Origin of the sequence: Luteibacter jiangsuensis (genome assembly GCF_011742555.1) — a bacterium.
Classification (GTDB): Bacteria; Pseudomonadota; Gammaproteobacteria; order Xanthomonadales; family Rhodanobacteraceae; genus Luteibacter; species Luteibacter jiangsuensis.
Genome location: NZ_JAAQQR010000001.1, coordinates 354411 through 367616, shown reverse-complemented (window position 1 = coordinate 367616; position 13206 = coordinate 354411). Strand labels below are relative to the sequence as shown.

The following is a 13206-nucleotide window of genomic DNA, read 5'->3' as shown; positions in this document are numbered from 1 at the left end:
GTAAAGCGTGAACAGTAAGTAGAATCGCGCGGGCCGTTTGGGCCCGCGCGATCTTATGGAGGCAAGGATGTCTCGGCCACATCACAGGCTTTTGGTCTGGCAGCGAGCGATGAAGCTGGCACACAGGATTTACGTGCTGACTCGCGAACTGCCCGAGGACGAGCGATTCGGACTTGTGTCGCAGCTTCGCAGAGCGGCCGTGAGCGTTCCTTCGAATATCGCGGAGGGAGCTTGCCGAGGATCCAGAAAGGAAATGGAGCGCTTCCTGATGATCGCGCGTGGGTCCTTGGGAGAGCTGGATACTCAGCTCAGGTTGGCAGGGGGCATGGAGATGGCTGACGTGGATTCAGTTCTTTTTGACGTCGAGCAACTGTTTGCGCTCATGGGTGGTCTGGCACGGAAGCTCCGCGCCGAAACTGACGGTTCACAGGCGGCTCGCCGCCGACTTACAAGCCGCGTAGCGGCTGACTGACGCAATTATGAGCAAGCGCGACTACTACGAAATCCTCGGTGTGGAACGCACCGTGACGGAGGGCGACCTCAAGAAGACCTTTCGTCGCGTCGCGATGAAGTACCACCCCGATCGCAACCCGGACGACCCGGATGCGATCGAGAAATTCAAGGAAGCCAAGGAAGCCTACGACATCCTCTCTGACGCGCAGAAGCGCGCGGCCTACGACCAGTACGGTCATGCGGCCTTCGAGGGTGGCGGATACGGTCGCGGCAACGGCGCCGGATTCGGCGACGTGGGCGATATCTTCGGCGACATTTTCGGTGACATCTTCGGCGGCGGCGGCGGGCGCCAACGCGCGCGCCGCGGCGCCGATCTGCGTTACATGATGGACCTCGATCTCGAGGAAGCCGTGTTCGGCGTCGAGAAGAAGATCGAGGTGCCCACGCAGGTCAATTGCCATCACTGCAACGGCACCGGCTCGGAAGACGGCAAGGTGTCCACATGCAGCACCTGCGCCGGTCATGGCCGCGTGCGCATGCAGAACGGCATCTTCTCCATCCAGCAGGCATGCCCGACCTGTCACGGGTCCGGCCAGAAGATCGACAAGCCCTGCAAGAAATGTCACGGCGAAGGGCGTCTCGAGGAAGAGCGCACGCTCTCGGTGCGTATTCCGGCCGGCGTGGACAACGGCGACCGCATCCGCCTCACGGGGCAGGGCGAAGCCGGCCCGGCGGGTGCGCCGGCGGGCGATCTCTACGTGGAAGTGCGCGTTCGCGAGCACGCCATCTTCCAGCGCGACGGTTCGGATCTCTACTGCGAGATGCCGATCCGTTTTGCCCAGGCGGCGCTGGGCACCGAACTGATGGTGCCGACGCTGGAAGGCGAGGTCCCGGTGAACGTACCGCCGGAAACGCAGACCGGGCAGCAGTTCCGCCTGCGCGGTCGTGGCGTGAAGTCGGTGCGCGGTGGGCGCACGGGCGACCTCATCTGCACGGTGGTCGTGGAAACCCCGGTGCGCCTCACGAAGGAACAGCGCGATCTGCTGCAGCAGCTGGAAGCCACCTTCGTCGGCGAAGAAGCCGCGAAACACACGCCACGCTCCACCACGTTCATGGACGGCGTCAAGGACTTCTGGTCGCGCGTTACTTCCTGACCGCCTGCTGGCTGGCTTTCTGTGGAAGCCGGCCTTCTGTGGGAGCCGGCTCTGCCGGCGATCCCGCGGCAGCGGGCCAGTTCCCCACAAGCACCCATCGCCGCTGAAGCGGCTCCCACACAAAGCTCGCATGCTTTTCGGGAAGCCTCTGTGTTTCGGGTGGCCTTTTGTGGGAGCCGGCTGCGCCGGCGATCCCGCGGCAGCGGGCCATCTTGCCGCAAGCACCCATCGCCGCTTAAGCGGCTCCCACAAGAGCTGCTCCCACGCTGCGGCCAAGTGGTCTAGGATTTGCGATTCAGAAATCCTAGAAGGGTCAACGCATGTCCCGTCCAGTCCGTCTCGCCATCAGCGGCGCCTCCGGCCGTATGGGGCTCGCACTGCTGAATCTCGTGCGCGACGATGAGCGCTTCGAACTCGCGCGCGCTGTGGTTTCCGCGTCGTCCAGCCGGCTGGGTAAAGCGGTGTACGGCGATGTTTCTCCGATCCGCTTCGCCGACTGGTCGGGCGAGGGCGATGTCGACGTGGTCGTCGACTTCAGTGGTCCTGACGGACTGCTCGCCGCACTCGAGCGTTGCGAAGCGAGCGGTGCGGCCTTCGTCACCGGAACGACGGGCCTGTCGCCGGCCGTCGAAGAACGCCTCGCGAAGGCGGCCGAACGTATCGCGGTGCTGCGCGCGGCGAATTTCAGCCTCGGTGTCGCCGTGCTCACGCGCCTGTTGCGCGAGGCGGCTGCGGCGCTGCCAGGGTGGGACCTCGACATCGTCGAGGCGCACCACAACCGCAAGGAAGACGCGCCCTCCGGTACGGCGCTGGCCCTCGGTCATGCCGCTGCGGAAGGACGCGGTGCGGCACTGGAAGACCTGGCCGTCTATGTCCGCGAGGGCCGACCGGGCGCGCGCAAGGCCGGCACGATCGGTTTCGCGGTGGTTCGCGGCGGCGACATCGTCGGCGAGCACCAGGCGCTGTTGATGGGGCAGGGCGAACGCATCGAACTCGGCCACCGGGCCACCGACCGCTCCATCTTCGCGCGCGGCGCGCTCGAAGCCGCGGCGTGGATCGCCGGCCGCGCGCCGGGCGCGTGGACCATCGAGGACGTGATCGCAACCTCGAAGGCGTGTTAACATCCGCGCCGAAGTCATTGGGGAGTAGCCATCCTCTTTCCCCCTGAGGAGTTCGCGTCAACAGACTTGGTGGTTCAACGACCCCATGGCGCGAACGGCAGCGGAGTGCAGCGCGCACCCGCCGGCCCGGCGAGACCTTTGGCCATCGACATGCTCACCCGGGCCGGGCGAGCCGTGTCGTTGCGCCATCGGTTCCGCGTGCTCGCCCGGCCTTGTGTAAAACATGCTCCTTACCTGTTTCCTGTTCCTGGTATCGGCCGGGGCCATCTATTTCGCCTGCGAGTACTTCGTCAACGGCGTCGAATGGTTCGGGCGCAAACTCAACCTCGGTGCGACCACCACGGGCACAGTGCTGGCGGCCTTCGGCACGGCGTTGCCCGAGAGCGCGGTGACGTTCGTCGCTGTCATCTTCGGTAAGACCCCGGAAGCGAAGGACATCGGCGTGGGGGCGGCCCTGGGCGGCCCGCTGGTGCTGGCTACCATCGCCTATGCCGTGGTCGGATTCGCTTTATATGCCGGCCGCAAGCGGTTGAAGCGGAACGATTCGCGCGTTCGCGTGGACAACCGGCGCCTGGCCCGGGACCAGGCCTGGTTCCTCGGCATCTTCGTCGTGAAGATAGGCCTGGGCCTCGTCGCCTTCGCATGGAAGCCATGGCTTGGCGTGCTCTTCCTGCTTGCCTATGCCTTCTACGTCTGGCGCGAGATGCGCGACGACACCAGTGGCCCGGAGGACGAGGAACTGGAGCCGCTGACCTTCCGCCGCGGCGATCCGAATCCGGCCATGGGCTGGGTGGTGTTGCAGACCGGTCTTGCCCTGCTGGTGATTGCCGTCGCCTCGCGCACCTTCGTCTGGCAACTCGAATCGCTGGGCGAATTCCTGCACCTCTCGCCGCACCTGGTCGCGCTGGTGCTGAGCCCCGTTGCCACGGAACTGCCCGAGACCGTGAACGCCTTGATCTGGGTCAGGCAGGGCAAGGAGCGGCTGGCGCTGGCGAACATTTCGGGGGCCATGATGATCCAGGCCACCATTCCCAGTTCGCTGGCCCTGTTCGCCACGCCGTGGCTGTTCGATACGCCGCTGATCGTGGCCGGCGCGATCACCGCCGTGGCGGTCGTGGCGTTGTGGGCGATGTTCCGGCGCGGCGCCGTGGAAGCGCGCTGGCTGATGCCGATCGGGGCGCTCTATGGCGTGTTTGCGTTGTTCGTGGGGTGGTATTTCGGAGCGGGTTGACGGTAGCGAGGCGCCTCTGTGGGAGCCGCGCCGCTTTGTGTGGGAGCCGCTTCAGCGGCGATGGGTGCTTGCGGCAAGCCTGCCCGCTGCCGCGGGATCGCCGGCATAGCCGGCTCCCACAAAAGTCAATCCGGGTGGGACGCGTTGCGGTCGCGGTCTGCGCCTACCTTGCGGTCCAGCTTGCCGAAGATCTTCTTGAAGGCCCGCGAAAACTTGCCTCGCTTCGTCTTCCGGGCCTTCTCTTCCTCCGAGGTCAGCCAGGCCACCTGGATCACCCGTCGCTCGCCCTCGTAGGGCAGGTGGCCGTGGAAGGAGTTCTCGGCGCGGCGAAAGACGGCGAACTCACCGTAGAGCGGCTTCAACTCCGGCGCAACGACGTCGTCGATGTCATTGATCGAGCGGAGAAAACGCAGGCAGCCGTCGCTGGTATCCGGCCACATCGGATTGAGATAGATGAGCGCCGTGGCGATCTTCGACTTGCTGTCGGTGTGGATCGTGCCGTGCCGGCGGTTCAGCAGCCGGCACAGGGTAACCAGGGTGGGGTAGTTCTCCAGCCCCTCGATGCCCAGGTGGCGGCCGATCGCCGCCGAAAATTCCCGCGAGGTCATCTGCGCCACCAGCTCGTTCACCGACGGGCCGCAGTCGCTGGCGTCGTAGGGGAAGAACCCCGCACTGCCATATTGGGGAAAATCGCGGTCGAGGTCGCCGCGCGCCTCGTCCGGAAGCTGCCCGTGCGCGATCATGAACGAAAACGGTTCATGCCTGATGTCGGTGTCGGGGCGTTCCAGCCGGGCGGGGTCGAGCAACATGCGGGCGGTTCTCGGGTGATTCCTTCCTGGCATTGTATCGTGACAGGCGCCATTCCCCGCGGCATTTGCCCACACATTCATCCGTCGTTTCCGGTGGACAGAAACGTTCCTGTCACCTATCATTCTTACCCGCCCAACGATTCCTTTTCCCCAAGGCCCACGAGCCGCTTCACGCTGGCTTGCGGGCTTTGCTGCACCCGAAGGCGGCCATCCCATGCGTACTCCTGCTCTGCTTGCTCTCGAAGACGGCAGCGTTTTTCACGGCCACGCGGTCGGTGCCCGCGGTGAGACAGTCGGCGAGGTGGTGTTCAACACCGCCATGACCGGTTATCAGGAAATCCTGACCGACCCGTCGTACTCCCGCCAGATCGTCACCCTCACGTACCCGCACATCGGCAACACCGGTACCAACGACGTCGACGTCGAGGCCGACCGCGTCCACGCGGCCGGGCTCATCGTGCGCGACGTGCCGCGCCTGGCCAGCAACTGGCGCAGCGTCGAACCGCTGCCACACTACCTCCAGCGCCATGGCATCGTCGCCATCGCGGGCATCGACACGCGGCGGCTCACCCGCATCCTTCGCGAGAAGGGCGCGCTGAACGGCTGCATCGTCGCCGGCGACGCCATCGACGCCGACGCCGCGGTGGCGAAAGCGAGGGCTTTCCCCGGCCTGAACGGCATGGACCTGGCCAAGGTAGTGAGCACCACCAAGACCTACCAGTGGTCCGAAGGCGTGTACGACCTCGACAAGCAGGCGTTCTACAACGCGCCGAAGAAATTCAAGGTGGTGGCGTACGACTTCGGCGTGAAGCAGAACATCCTGCGCCTGCTCGCCGGCCGTGGGGTCGACATCACGGTGGTTCCGGCCCAAACGCCGGCCGCCGAGGTGCTCGCCATGAACCCCGACGGCGTCTTCCTCGCCAACGGCCCGGGCGACCCGGCCGCTTGCGACTACGCCATCGAATCGACGAAGCAGATCCTCGACACGAAGATTCCCACCTTCGGCATCTGCCTCGGCCACCAGATCATGGCGTTGGCCGTGGGCGCCAAGACTCTGAAGATGAAGTTCGGCCACCACGGCGCGAACCACCCCGTGAAGGACCACGACACGGGCCGCGTGCTGATCAGCTCGCAGAACCACGGTTTCGCCGTGGATCCCGCCACGCTGCCGGCCAACGTCCGCGTCACCCACACCTCGCTGTTCGACGGCTCGCTGCAGGGCTTCGCCCTCACCGACCGCCCCGCGTTCTGCTTCCAGGGCCACCCGGAAGCCAGCCCGGGTCCGGAAGACGTCGGCTACCTGTTCGACACGTTCATTGCCGCGATGGAAGCGCACAAGGCGAAGAAGGCGTCCTGACGCCCTGTTTCAACGCCGTCCTCCCACGCCATCGATTTGCGAGAGAAAAGCATGCCAAAGCGCAGCGACATCAAGACCATCCTCGTCATCGGCGCCGGCCCGATCGTCATCGGCCAGGCCTGCGAGTTCGATTACTCCGGAGCCCAGGCCTGTAAGGCGCTGAAGGAAGAGGGTTACCGCGTCGTCCTGGTGAATTCGAACCCGGCGACGATCATGACCGATCCGGAGACGGCCGACGCCGTCTACATCGAGCCGATCAACTGGCAGACCGTGGAGCGCATCATCGCGAAGGAGCGCCCCGATGCGGTGCTGCCGACGATGGGCGGCCAGACTGGCCTCAACTGCGCCCTCGACCTCGCCGACAACGGCGTGCTCGAGAAGTACGGCGTGGAACTGATCGGCGCGTCGCGCGAGGCCATCCGCATGGCCGAGGACCGCGACCTGTTCCGCAAGGCCATGGCCGACATCGGCCTGGAATGCCCCAAGGCGGAAGTGGCGCGGTCGATGGAGCAGGCGCTGGAAATCCAGACCACCGTCGGTTTCCCCACGATCATCCGCCCGAGCTTCACGCTCGGCGGTTCCGGCGGCGGTATTGCCTATAACAAGGAAGAATTTGTCGAGATCGTCGGCCGCGGCCTCGAGCTCTCGCCCGTGCACGAAGTGCTGGTCGAGGAGTCGGTGCTGGGCTGGAAGGAGTTCGAGATGGAAGTGGTCCGCGACAAGGCGGACAACTGCATCATCGTGTGCTCGATCGAGAACTTCGACCCGATGGGCGTCCACACCGGCGATTCGATCACCGTCGCGCCGGCGCAGACGCTCACCGACAAGGAGTACCAGCGCCTGCGCAACGCATCCATCGCGGTGCTGCGCAAGATCGGCGTCGATACGGGCGGTTCGAACGTGCAGTTCGGCATCAACGCCGAGGACGGCCGAGTCGTCGTGATCGAAATGAACCCGCGCGTGTCGCGTTCGTCGGCGCTGGCCTCCAAGGCCACCGGTTTCCCGATCGCCAAGGTCGCGGCCAAGCTGGCCGTGGGCTACACGCTCGACGAACTGAAGAACGACATCACCGGCGGCCTCACGCCGGCGTCGTTCGAGCCGTCCATCGATTACGTCGTCACCAAGATTCCCCGCTTCGCGTTCGAGAAGTTCCCGGCCGCCGACGCGCGCCTCACCACGCAGATGAAGTCGGTGGGCGAGGTGATGGCCATGGGACGCACCTTCCACGAGTCGATGCAGAAGGCCCTGCGTGGCCTGGAGATCGGCAAGAACGGGCTCAATCCCACCGGGCTGGACATCGGCAGCGAGGAAGGCTTCCAGACGCTGAAGCGCGAACTGCGCGAGCCGCGTCCCGACCGCGTCTTCCACGTGGCCGATGCCTTCCGTGCCGGCCTCTCGCTGGAGGAAGTGCACGAGCTGACCCGCATCGATCCCTGGTTCCTCGCGGCGTTTGAAGACATCGTGATGACCGAGGGCGAAGTGCAGCGCCAGGGCATCACGGCGCTCGATGAACCGCGCATGCGCGAGCTGAAGCGCATGGGCTTCGCCGATGCGCGCCTGGCCGAACTCGTCGGCACCGACGAAGCCGCCGTGCGCCACCTGCGCCGCACGCTGGGCGTGCGCCCGGTGTACAAGCGCGTGGATTCCTGCGCGGCCGAGTTCGCCACCACCACGGCGTACATGTACTCCACCTACGAGGAGGAGTGCGAGGCCAATCCCACGAACCGCGACAAGATCATCGTGCTCGGCGGTGGCCCCAACCGTATCGGCCAGGGCATCGAGTTCGACTACTGCTGCGTGCACGCGGCCCTCGCCCTGCGCGAGGACGGGTTCGAGACCATCATGGTCAACTGCAACCCGGAAACCGTTTCCACCGACTACGACACGTCCGACCGCCTGTACTTCGAGCCGCTGACGCTGGAAGACGTCCTTGAAATCGTGGATCTCGAGAAGCCGAAGGGCGTCATCGTGCAGTACGGCGGCCAGACCCCGCTGAAGCTTGCGCGCGCGCTCGAAGCGGCGGGTGTGCCGGTCATCGGCACCAGCGCCGACTCGATCGACCTCGCGGAAGATCGCGAGCGCTTCCAGAAGATGATCCAGAAGCTCGACCTGAAGCAGCCTCCGAACCGCACGGCCCGCAACGCCGACGAGGCGCTGGCCCTGGCGCGCGAGATCGGCTACCCGCTGGTGGTACGCCCAAGTTACGTGCTCGGCGGCCGCGCCATGGAAATTGTCTACGCCGACGCCGACCTGTCGCGCTATATCCGCGAGGCCGTGCAGGTGTCGAACGAATCGCCGGTGCTGCTCGACCGCTTCCTCGACCACGCGGTGGAAGTGGACGTGGACATCGTCGCGGATGCCGAAGGCAACGTGCTGGTGGGCGGCATCATGGAACACATCGAGGAAGCCGGCGTGCACTCGGGCGACTCCTCGTGCTCGCTGCCGCCGTACTCGCTGAGCGCCGAAGTGCAGGATGAAATGCGCCGCCAGGTGAAGCTGATGGCGCAGGAACTGAAGGTCGTGGGCCTCATGAACACCCAGTTCGCGATCCAGGGCGACGAGGTGTTCATCCTCGAGGTGAACCCGCGCGCTTCGCGCACGGTACCGTTCGTGTGCAAGGCTACGGGCATGTCGCTGGCAAAGATCGCCGCGCGCGCCATGGCCGGCCGCACGCTCGTCGAGCAGGGCGCGACGAAGGAAATCATTCCGTCGTACTACTCGGTGAAGGAAGCGATCTTCCCGTTCCTGAAGTTCCAGAACGTCGATCCGATCCTCGGTCCGGAGATGCGTTCCACGGGCGAGGTCATGGGCGTGGGCCGCAGCTTCGGCGCCGCGTTCGCGCGCGGCCACGAGGCCGCCGGCATCAAGGCGCCGCCGAAGGGCAAGGTGTTCATGTCGGTGCGTGACGCCGACAAGGACCGTCTGCTGCCGATCGCGCGGGACGTGGCCGCCCGCGGCTATGTCATCGTCGCCACGTCGGGCACGGCGAAGTTCCTTCAGGACAATGGCGTGGCATGCGAGCGCATCAACAAGGTGCTCGAAGGCCGTCCGCACATCGTCGACCTGATCAAGAACGGCGAAGTGGTGTATATCGTCAACACGACGGAAGGCAAGCAGGCCATTTCCGATTCGTTCTCGATCCGCCGCGAGGCGCTGCAGCAGCGGGTCACGTATTCCACGACCGTCGCAGGCGCGCGTGCCCTCGTGCACTCGCTGGATTTCCATGCCGACGGCGAGGTCAACAGCCTGCAGGACCTGCACAAGGAGCTTCACGCATGAGCAGCACACGTCCCCCGCTGACCAAGAAGGGCGCGGATCGTCTCCGCGCCGAGCTGGAACAACTCAAGGGCCCGAAGCGCCAGGAACTGATCAACGCCGTGGCAGAGGCCCGCGCGCACGGCGACCTGAAGGAAAACGCCGAATACCACGCGGCGCGCGAGCTGCACGGCTTCAACGAAGGCCGTATCAACGAGCTGGAGGCTGCGCTGTCGAACTCCGAGGTGATCGACACCGAACGCTTGAACCCGGGCAAGAAGATCGTCTTCGGCGCCATCGTCGACCTCGTGGATCTCGATAGCGACGCGGAAGTGACCTACACGATCGTTGGCGACATTGAAGCCGACATCAAGCAGAACCTCATTGCCGTGTCGTCGCCGATCGCGCGCGCGCTCATCGGCAAGAGCGAGGGCGACGAGTTCGAGTTCAAGGCGCCGAACGGCGTGAAGAACTACGAAATCACGGGCGTCCGCTACAGCTGAGCCTCGCCCGAGAACCCCTGCAACCCACGCGCAATCCGGGCAAGCTTGTCCGGATTGCGCTGCACGTGGATGCTGAGGATCTTCTCCCCGTCGGTGACATACGTCTGTGCCGATTCCAGTGCGCCGTCGAGATAACGCAGCAGCGACCATTCGCCATTGATGCGCGCAAGGCGCACCTGCACCCCGTCGCCGTACCGCAGGTGCGTGGCGAAGAACAGCTGGGCGATACGCTGGCCGCCGACCATCGGTTTCGGGAACGTGGTGACTTTGCCGCCGCCGTCGCCCCGCAGATCCGCGTCCACGGCCAGCAGCGACCTTAGCGTCTGGAAGTCGCCGCGCATCATCGCGTCGGCGAAACGGCGCATCAGGCCAAGGTGGGTGTCGTGCGGTACGGTCTGGCGCGGACGCTCGTCGCGCAGCTGGTCCTTGGCCCGGTGCACAAGCTGGCGACAAGCCGCCTCGCTCTTGCCTAGGGCGTCGGCGATCTCGGGGTAGTCGGCATCCAGCACCTCGCGGAGGATGAACGCGGCACGCGCTTCCGGGGAAAGGCGTTCGAGCAGCAGGAGGAACGCGACGGAGACGTCGCTCGCCAGCTCCTGCAACTCTTCGGGCGACGCGCCCTCGTCGGTGAGGATCGGCTCCGGCAGCCAGATGCCCACATAGTCCTCGCGCCGGGCCTTGGCGGCACGCAGGCGGTCGATGGCACGCCGTGTGGTGGCGGCCACCAGCCAGGCCTCGGGATTCTCGACGGTGTGGTGCTCGATGCCGTTCCAGCTCAGCCAGATGTCCTGGACCACGTCCTCCGATTCCGCCACGGAGCCGAGCATCCGGTAGGCGATGCCGTGCAGGCGCGGTCGCAGGGCTGAGAAAACAGCGGTGGCTTCGTTCATACCCATTCAGACGATTGTGCCACCGCGCGTGTGACGCGTCTTGGGCAAAATCGCTCAGTGGACGGGCATCACCAGGGGCTTGCCCTTGTCCTTCAGGATGAACACCACGAACCGTGCCGGCTCGGTCTTGCTCGCGTTGCGGCCCACGGTGTGGATGTCGTCGGGGCCTTCGTAGAAGGTGTCGCCGGCGTTCAAGGTCTGCTCCGGCTTGCCTTTCACGCCCATCACGATGTTGCCTTCGATCACGTAAAGCATGGCGTGGGCGTCGTGACGGTGTACGTGCTCGATGGCGCCGGGCGGGTAATCCACGGAAATCAGGGTGATTTCCTTGCCCGGGTTGTCTTTCAGCGCCTTCGTCATGAGGTCTTTGACGTCGGGCTGGGGTGCGCCGTCGGCGGGATCCTTCTGGGCCAGGGCGAGTGCCGGGACGACGGCGAGGAGGAGGGCGAGCAGCTTGGCGGTACGCATGGTGGAATCCTCGGTTGCTGGGCTCAGGAGAGGCCCGCCTTGTCCAGGCCCCACGCCTTGTCGAACGCGCCGGGCACGGGAAGGAAGGCCACGTTGGCGCGGTTCCATGCGTTGATGACCATGATCTGGAACGTCAGGTCGGAGAGTTCCTTTTCGGAGAACTGGCCACGAACGCGTTCGTAGAGTTCGTCGGGAACGCCGTGTTCGGGAATCTGGGTCAGTGCTTCGGTCCAGGCCAGCGCGGCGCGCTCGCGCGGCTCGAACAGGGGCGATTCCCGCCAGATGGCCACGTGGTAAAGGCGCAATTCGCGCTCGCCGTGGAGCTTCGCTTCCTTGTTGTGCATGTCCACGCAAAAGGCGCAGCCATTCAGTTGCGAGGCGCGGATGTTAACCAGGTCGTTGATCGTGTCGCCCAGGGTCGACTTCTTGTACAGGGCACTGAGCTCCATGAGCTTCTTGACCATGTCCGGGGACTGCTGCATGTAATCGAGGCGTTGCGTCATGGGTAGGTACTCTGTGGGAGACGAGCGAAAGGCTATGGCCGGCCGGTCGCGCGGAGTAGGCACGCGGTCGTGCTCACGGTGTTGCCCGCCGGACACCAATCGCCTTGTCACAGCGCGGCTGGCTGCCGCGTCTATGGGGTATGGACCCTCATATCTCCCTCTACGAAAGTCTGCGCAGACAGCTATCGACGCAGCAGCCGCTGGATGCCGTTGTCATCGCCTTGCTGGACACATTGGAAGCCCTGCCGGCGGATGCCCGCGTGGCCTTCCTGATGTGCGACATCTTCGAAGCCGGTATCGACGAGGTGTCCCGGCTGCTGCGCCGCGACGCCGCGGCCTGTCGCGAACTCCTTCGGGTCGCGCGCTCCTTCATACAGGAGGCCGGCGCCAGCCGGGCTCCGCTCCGAAACGAGGATCAGTCATGAACTCCTATCCGCCGTCGGTTTGCGGGGGCGCTGACGCGCTCGCCACTTCGTTCTCGGCGAGTTACGCAGGGGTGATTGCCTTCATCGCCGTGGTGAACGAAGGCAGTTTCGCGCGGGCCGCGGATCGCCTCGGTATCGGCCGGTCGGCAGTCAGTCGCAGCGTGCAGAAGCTGGAACAGCAGGTGGGCGCCCGGCTTTTCTCGCGCACCACTCGCAGCACGGCACTTACACGCGAGGGGGAGATATTCTTCGAGAACTGCCATCCCGGTGTGGAGAAGATCGCCCAGGCCCTCGACGACATGCGCGAACTGCGAGACGGCCCGCCGCGCGGCCAACTGCGGATAGGCGCACCGGTTGGATTCGGACGCAAGGTGGTGGCACCGCTGCTGAACCGCTTTCGCGAAAACTACCCGGGCATAGCGATCGACCTGTTGCTCGACGATCGCCCGTTCGACTTCACGGGCGACCGCGTCGATGTCGCCTTCCGCAACGGGCGTATGGAAGACAGCCAGATCGTTGCGCGTCAGGTCGTTCCGATGCAGATGTTCGTCTGTGCCACGCCCGGTTACCTGCGCGACCACGGCGCGATTGACAGCGTCGAGGCACTGGCCGCGCACCACGGTATCCACTACCGCGCGGGGTCGGGGCGCATCGACGAGTGGGAGTTCAAGGTCGACGGTCGTCTGCGCAAGGCGCTGCCCCCGGCCATGGAGGTGTTCAACGACACCGATCTCGTGCTGCAAGCGGTGCTCGACGGGCGCGGCCTCGGTCAACTCGCGGGGTACCAGGTATCCGACTACCTGCGCTCGGGGCGCCTGGTGGCGTGTCTCCCCCAATACGCCCCCGACGATCGTGGCCACTACGTGTGCTACCAGAGCCGACGGCAACTGCCATCTCGTATCCGTGTGTTCATCGACTTCATGATCGCTGCGATTCGTGCGTTGGATCTGGAATGTGGCAGTCGCCTGCCCATTGGTGTCGCAGCGGCAACATAGTGAGCCCGTCGACGGTGCTTCCGGGTGCCGACGACGGAACCT

General features: G+C 65.3%; 13 protein-coding genes and 1 riboswitch. Of the genes, 9 read left to right on the top strand and 4 right to left on the bottom strand.

From position 1 onward, the window contains the following. Nucleotides 1-55: 55 nt before the first annotated feature. From HBF26_RS01475 to HBF26_RS01460, 4 genes are all read left to right on the top strand, one after another. On the top strand, nucleotides 56-472 hold the full coding sequence (locus HBF26_RS01475; RefSeq protein WP_167122365.1) for a four helix bundle protein: 417 nt from the start codon (nucleotides 56-58) through the stop codon (nucleotides 470-472). Between the two features lie 7 nt (nucleotides 473-479). Next, nucleotides 480-1607, top strand: a complete 1128-nt coding sequence (gene dnaJ, locus HBF26_RS01470) for a molecular chaperone DnaJ (protein ID WP_167122363.1) — start codon at nucleotides 480-482, stop codon at nucleotides 1605-1607. Nucleotides 1608-1927: 320 nt separating this feature from the next. Then, complete coding sequence (gene dapB, locus HBF26_RS01465) at nucleotides 1928-2728, top strand: 4-hydroxy-tetrahydrodipicolinate reductase (RefSeq protein WP_167122361.1); 801 nt, start codon at nucleotides 1928-1930, stop codon at nucleotides 2726-2728. 7 nt (nucleotides 2729-2735) lie between these two features. Next, nucleotides 2736-2932, top strand: a riboswitch (yybP-ykoY riboswitch). A gap of 19 nt (nucleotides 2933-2951) precedes the next feature. Next, entirely contained in the window at nucleotides 2952-3959 is a 1008-nt protein-coding gene (locus tag HBF26_RS01460; protein WP_167122359.1) for a sodium:calcium antiporter, read from the top strand. 125 nt (nucleotides 3960-4084) lie between these two features. Here the strand turns inward: HBF26_RS01460 and HBF26_RS01455 are convergent, their stop codons facing one another. After that, entirely contained in the window at nucleotides 4085-4768 is a 684-nt protein-coding gene (locus HBF26_RS01455) for a 2OG-Fe(II) oxygenase family protein (RefSeq protein WP_208381908.1), read from the bottom strand. Nucleotides 4769-4982: 214 nt separating this feature from the next. On the opposite strand from HBF26_RS01455, the gene carA reads away from it, so the two are divergent. The 3 genes from carA to greA are packed head-to-tail and all read left to right on the top strand — an operon-like array spanning nucleotide 4983 to nucleotide 9883. Beyond that, nucleotides 4983-6125, top strand: a complete 1143-nt coding sequence (gene carA / locus HBF26_RS01450; RefSeq protein ID WP_167122357.1) for a glutamine-hydrolyzing carbamoyl-phosphate synthase small subunit — start codon at nucleotides 4983-4985, stop codon at nucleotides 6123-6125. A gap of 51 nt (nucleotides 6126-6176) precedes the next feature. Continuing rightward, the gene (gene carB / locus HBF26_RS01445; RefSeq protein ID WP_167122355.1) at nucleotides 6177-9404 is read left to right on the top strand and encodes a carbamoyl-phosphate synthase large subunit; all 3228 of its coding nucleotides are present in this window, start codon (nucleotides 6177-6179) and stop codon (nucleotides 9402-9404) included. Then, the gene (gene greA / locus HBF26_RS01440; protein ID WP_167122353.1) at nucleotides 9401-9883 is read left to right on the top strand and encodes a transcription elongation factor GreA; all 483 of its coding nucleotides are present in this window, start codon (nucleotides 9401-9403) and stop codon (nucleotides 9881-9883) included. Before carB ends, greA begins: the two co-directional genes overlap by 4 nt. Here the strand turns inward: greA and HBF26_RS01435 are convergent. The 3 genes from HBF26_RS01435 to HBF26_RS01425 are packed head-to-tail and all read right to left on the bottom strand — an operon-like array spanning nucleotide 9874 to nucleotide 11744. Beyond that, complete coding sequence (locus HBF26_RS01435) at nucleotides 9874-10773, bottom strand: RNA polymerase sigma-70 factor (protein ID WP_167122351.1); 900 nt, start codon at nucleotides 10771-10773, stop codon at nucleotides 9874-9876. The two genes, greA and HBF26_RS01435, sit on opposite strands and share 10 nt — an antisense overlap. A gap of 54 nt (nucleotides 10774-10827) precedes the next feature. After that, nucleotides 10828-11241 (bottom strand): cupin domain-containing protein, encoded by a 414-nt coding sequence (locus tag HBF26_RS01430; protein WP_167122350.1) that lies wholly within the window; start codon nucleotides 11239-11241, stop codon nucleotides 10828-10830. A gap of 23 nt (nucleotides 11242-11264) precedes the next feature. After that, on the bottom strand, nucleotides 11265-11744 hold the full coding sequence (locus HBF26_RS01425) for a carboxymuconolactone decarboxylase family protein (RefSeq protein WP_167122349.1): 480 nt from the start codon (nucleotides 11742-11744) through the stop codon (nucleotides 11265-11267). A gap of 104 nt (nucleotides 11745-11848) precedes the next feature. Between HBF26_RS01425 and HBF26_RS01420 the strand changes: the two genes are divergently transcribed. Together HBF26_RS01420 and HBF26_RS01415 are read left to right on the top strand one after the other, a co-directional pair. Beyond that, entirely contained in the window at nucleotides 11849-12169 is a 321-nt protein-coding gene (locus HBF26_RS01420) for a sigma factor-like helix-turn-helix DNA-binding protein (RefSeq protein ID WP_167122347.1), read from the top strand. Beyond that, nucleotides 12166-13164, top strand: coding sequence for a LysR family transcriptional regulator (locus HBF26_RS01415; protein WP_167122345.1), 999 nt, complete (start codon nucleotides 12166-12168; stop codon nucleotides 13162-13164). The genes HBF26_RS01420 and HBF26_RS01415 overlap by 4 nt, the downstream gene beginning before the upstream one ends. Nucleotides 13165-13206: the final 42 nt, after the last annotated feature.

Bases quoted from the DNA above. Each gene is read 5' to 3' on its own strand.
- HBF26_RS01475 (WP_167122365.1), top strand. From the start codon at position 56: ATGGAGGCAAGGATGTCTCGGCCACATCACAGGCTTTTGGTCTGGCAG.
- dnaJ (WP_167122363.1), top strand. From the start codon at position 480: ATGAGCAAGCGCGACTACTACGAAATCCTCGGTGTGGAACGCACCGTG.
- dapB (WP_167122361.1), top strand. From the start codon at position 1,928: ATGTCCCGTCCAGTCCGTCTCGCCATCAGCGGCGCCTCCGGCCGTATG.
- HBF26_RS01460 (WP_167122359.1), top strand. From the start codon at position 2,952: ATGCTCCTTACCTGTTTCCTGTTCCTGGTATCGGCCGGGGCCATCTAT.
- HBF26_RS01455 (WP_208381908.1), bottom strand. From the start codon at position 4,768: ATGTTGCTCGACCCCGCCCGGCTGGAACGCCCCGACACCGACATCAGG.
- carA (WP_167122357.1), top strand. From the start codon at position 4,983: ATGCGTACTCCTGCTCTGCTTGCTCTCGAAGACGGCAGCGTTTTTCAC.
- carB (WP_167122355.1), top strand. From the start codon at position 6,177: ATGCCAAAGCGCAGCGACATCAAGACCATCCTCGTCATCGGCGCCGGC.
- greA (WP_167122353.1), top strand. From the start codon at position 9,401: ATGAGCAGCACACGTCCCCCGCTGACCAAGAAGGGCGCGGATCGTCTC.
- HBF26_RS01435 (WP_167122351.1), bottom strand. From the start codon at position 10,773: ATGAACGAAGCCACCGCTGTTTTCTCAGCCCTGCGACCGCGCCTGCAC.
- HBF26_RS01430 (WP_167122350.1), bottom strand. From the start codon at position 11,241: ATGCGTACCGCCAAGCTGCTCGCCCTCCTCCTCGCCGTCGTCCCGGCA.
- HBF26_RS01425 (WP_167122349.1), bottom strand. From the start codon at position 11,744: ATGACGCAACGCCTCGATTACATGCAGCAGTCCCCGGACATGGTCAAG.
- HBF26_RS01415 (WP_167122345.1), top strand. From the start codon at position 12,166: ATGAACTCCTATCCGCCGTCGGTTTGCGGGGGCGCTGACGCGCTCGCC.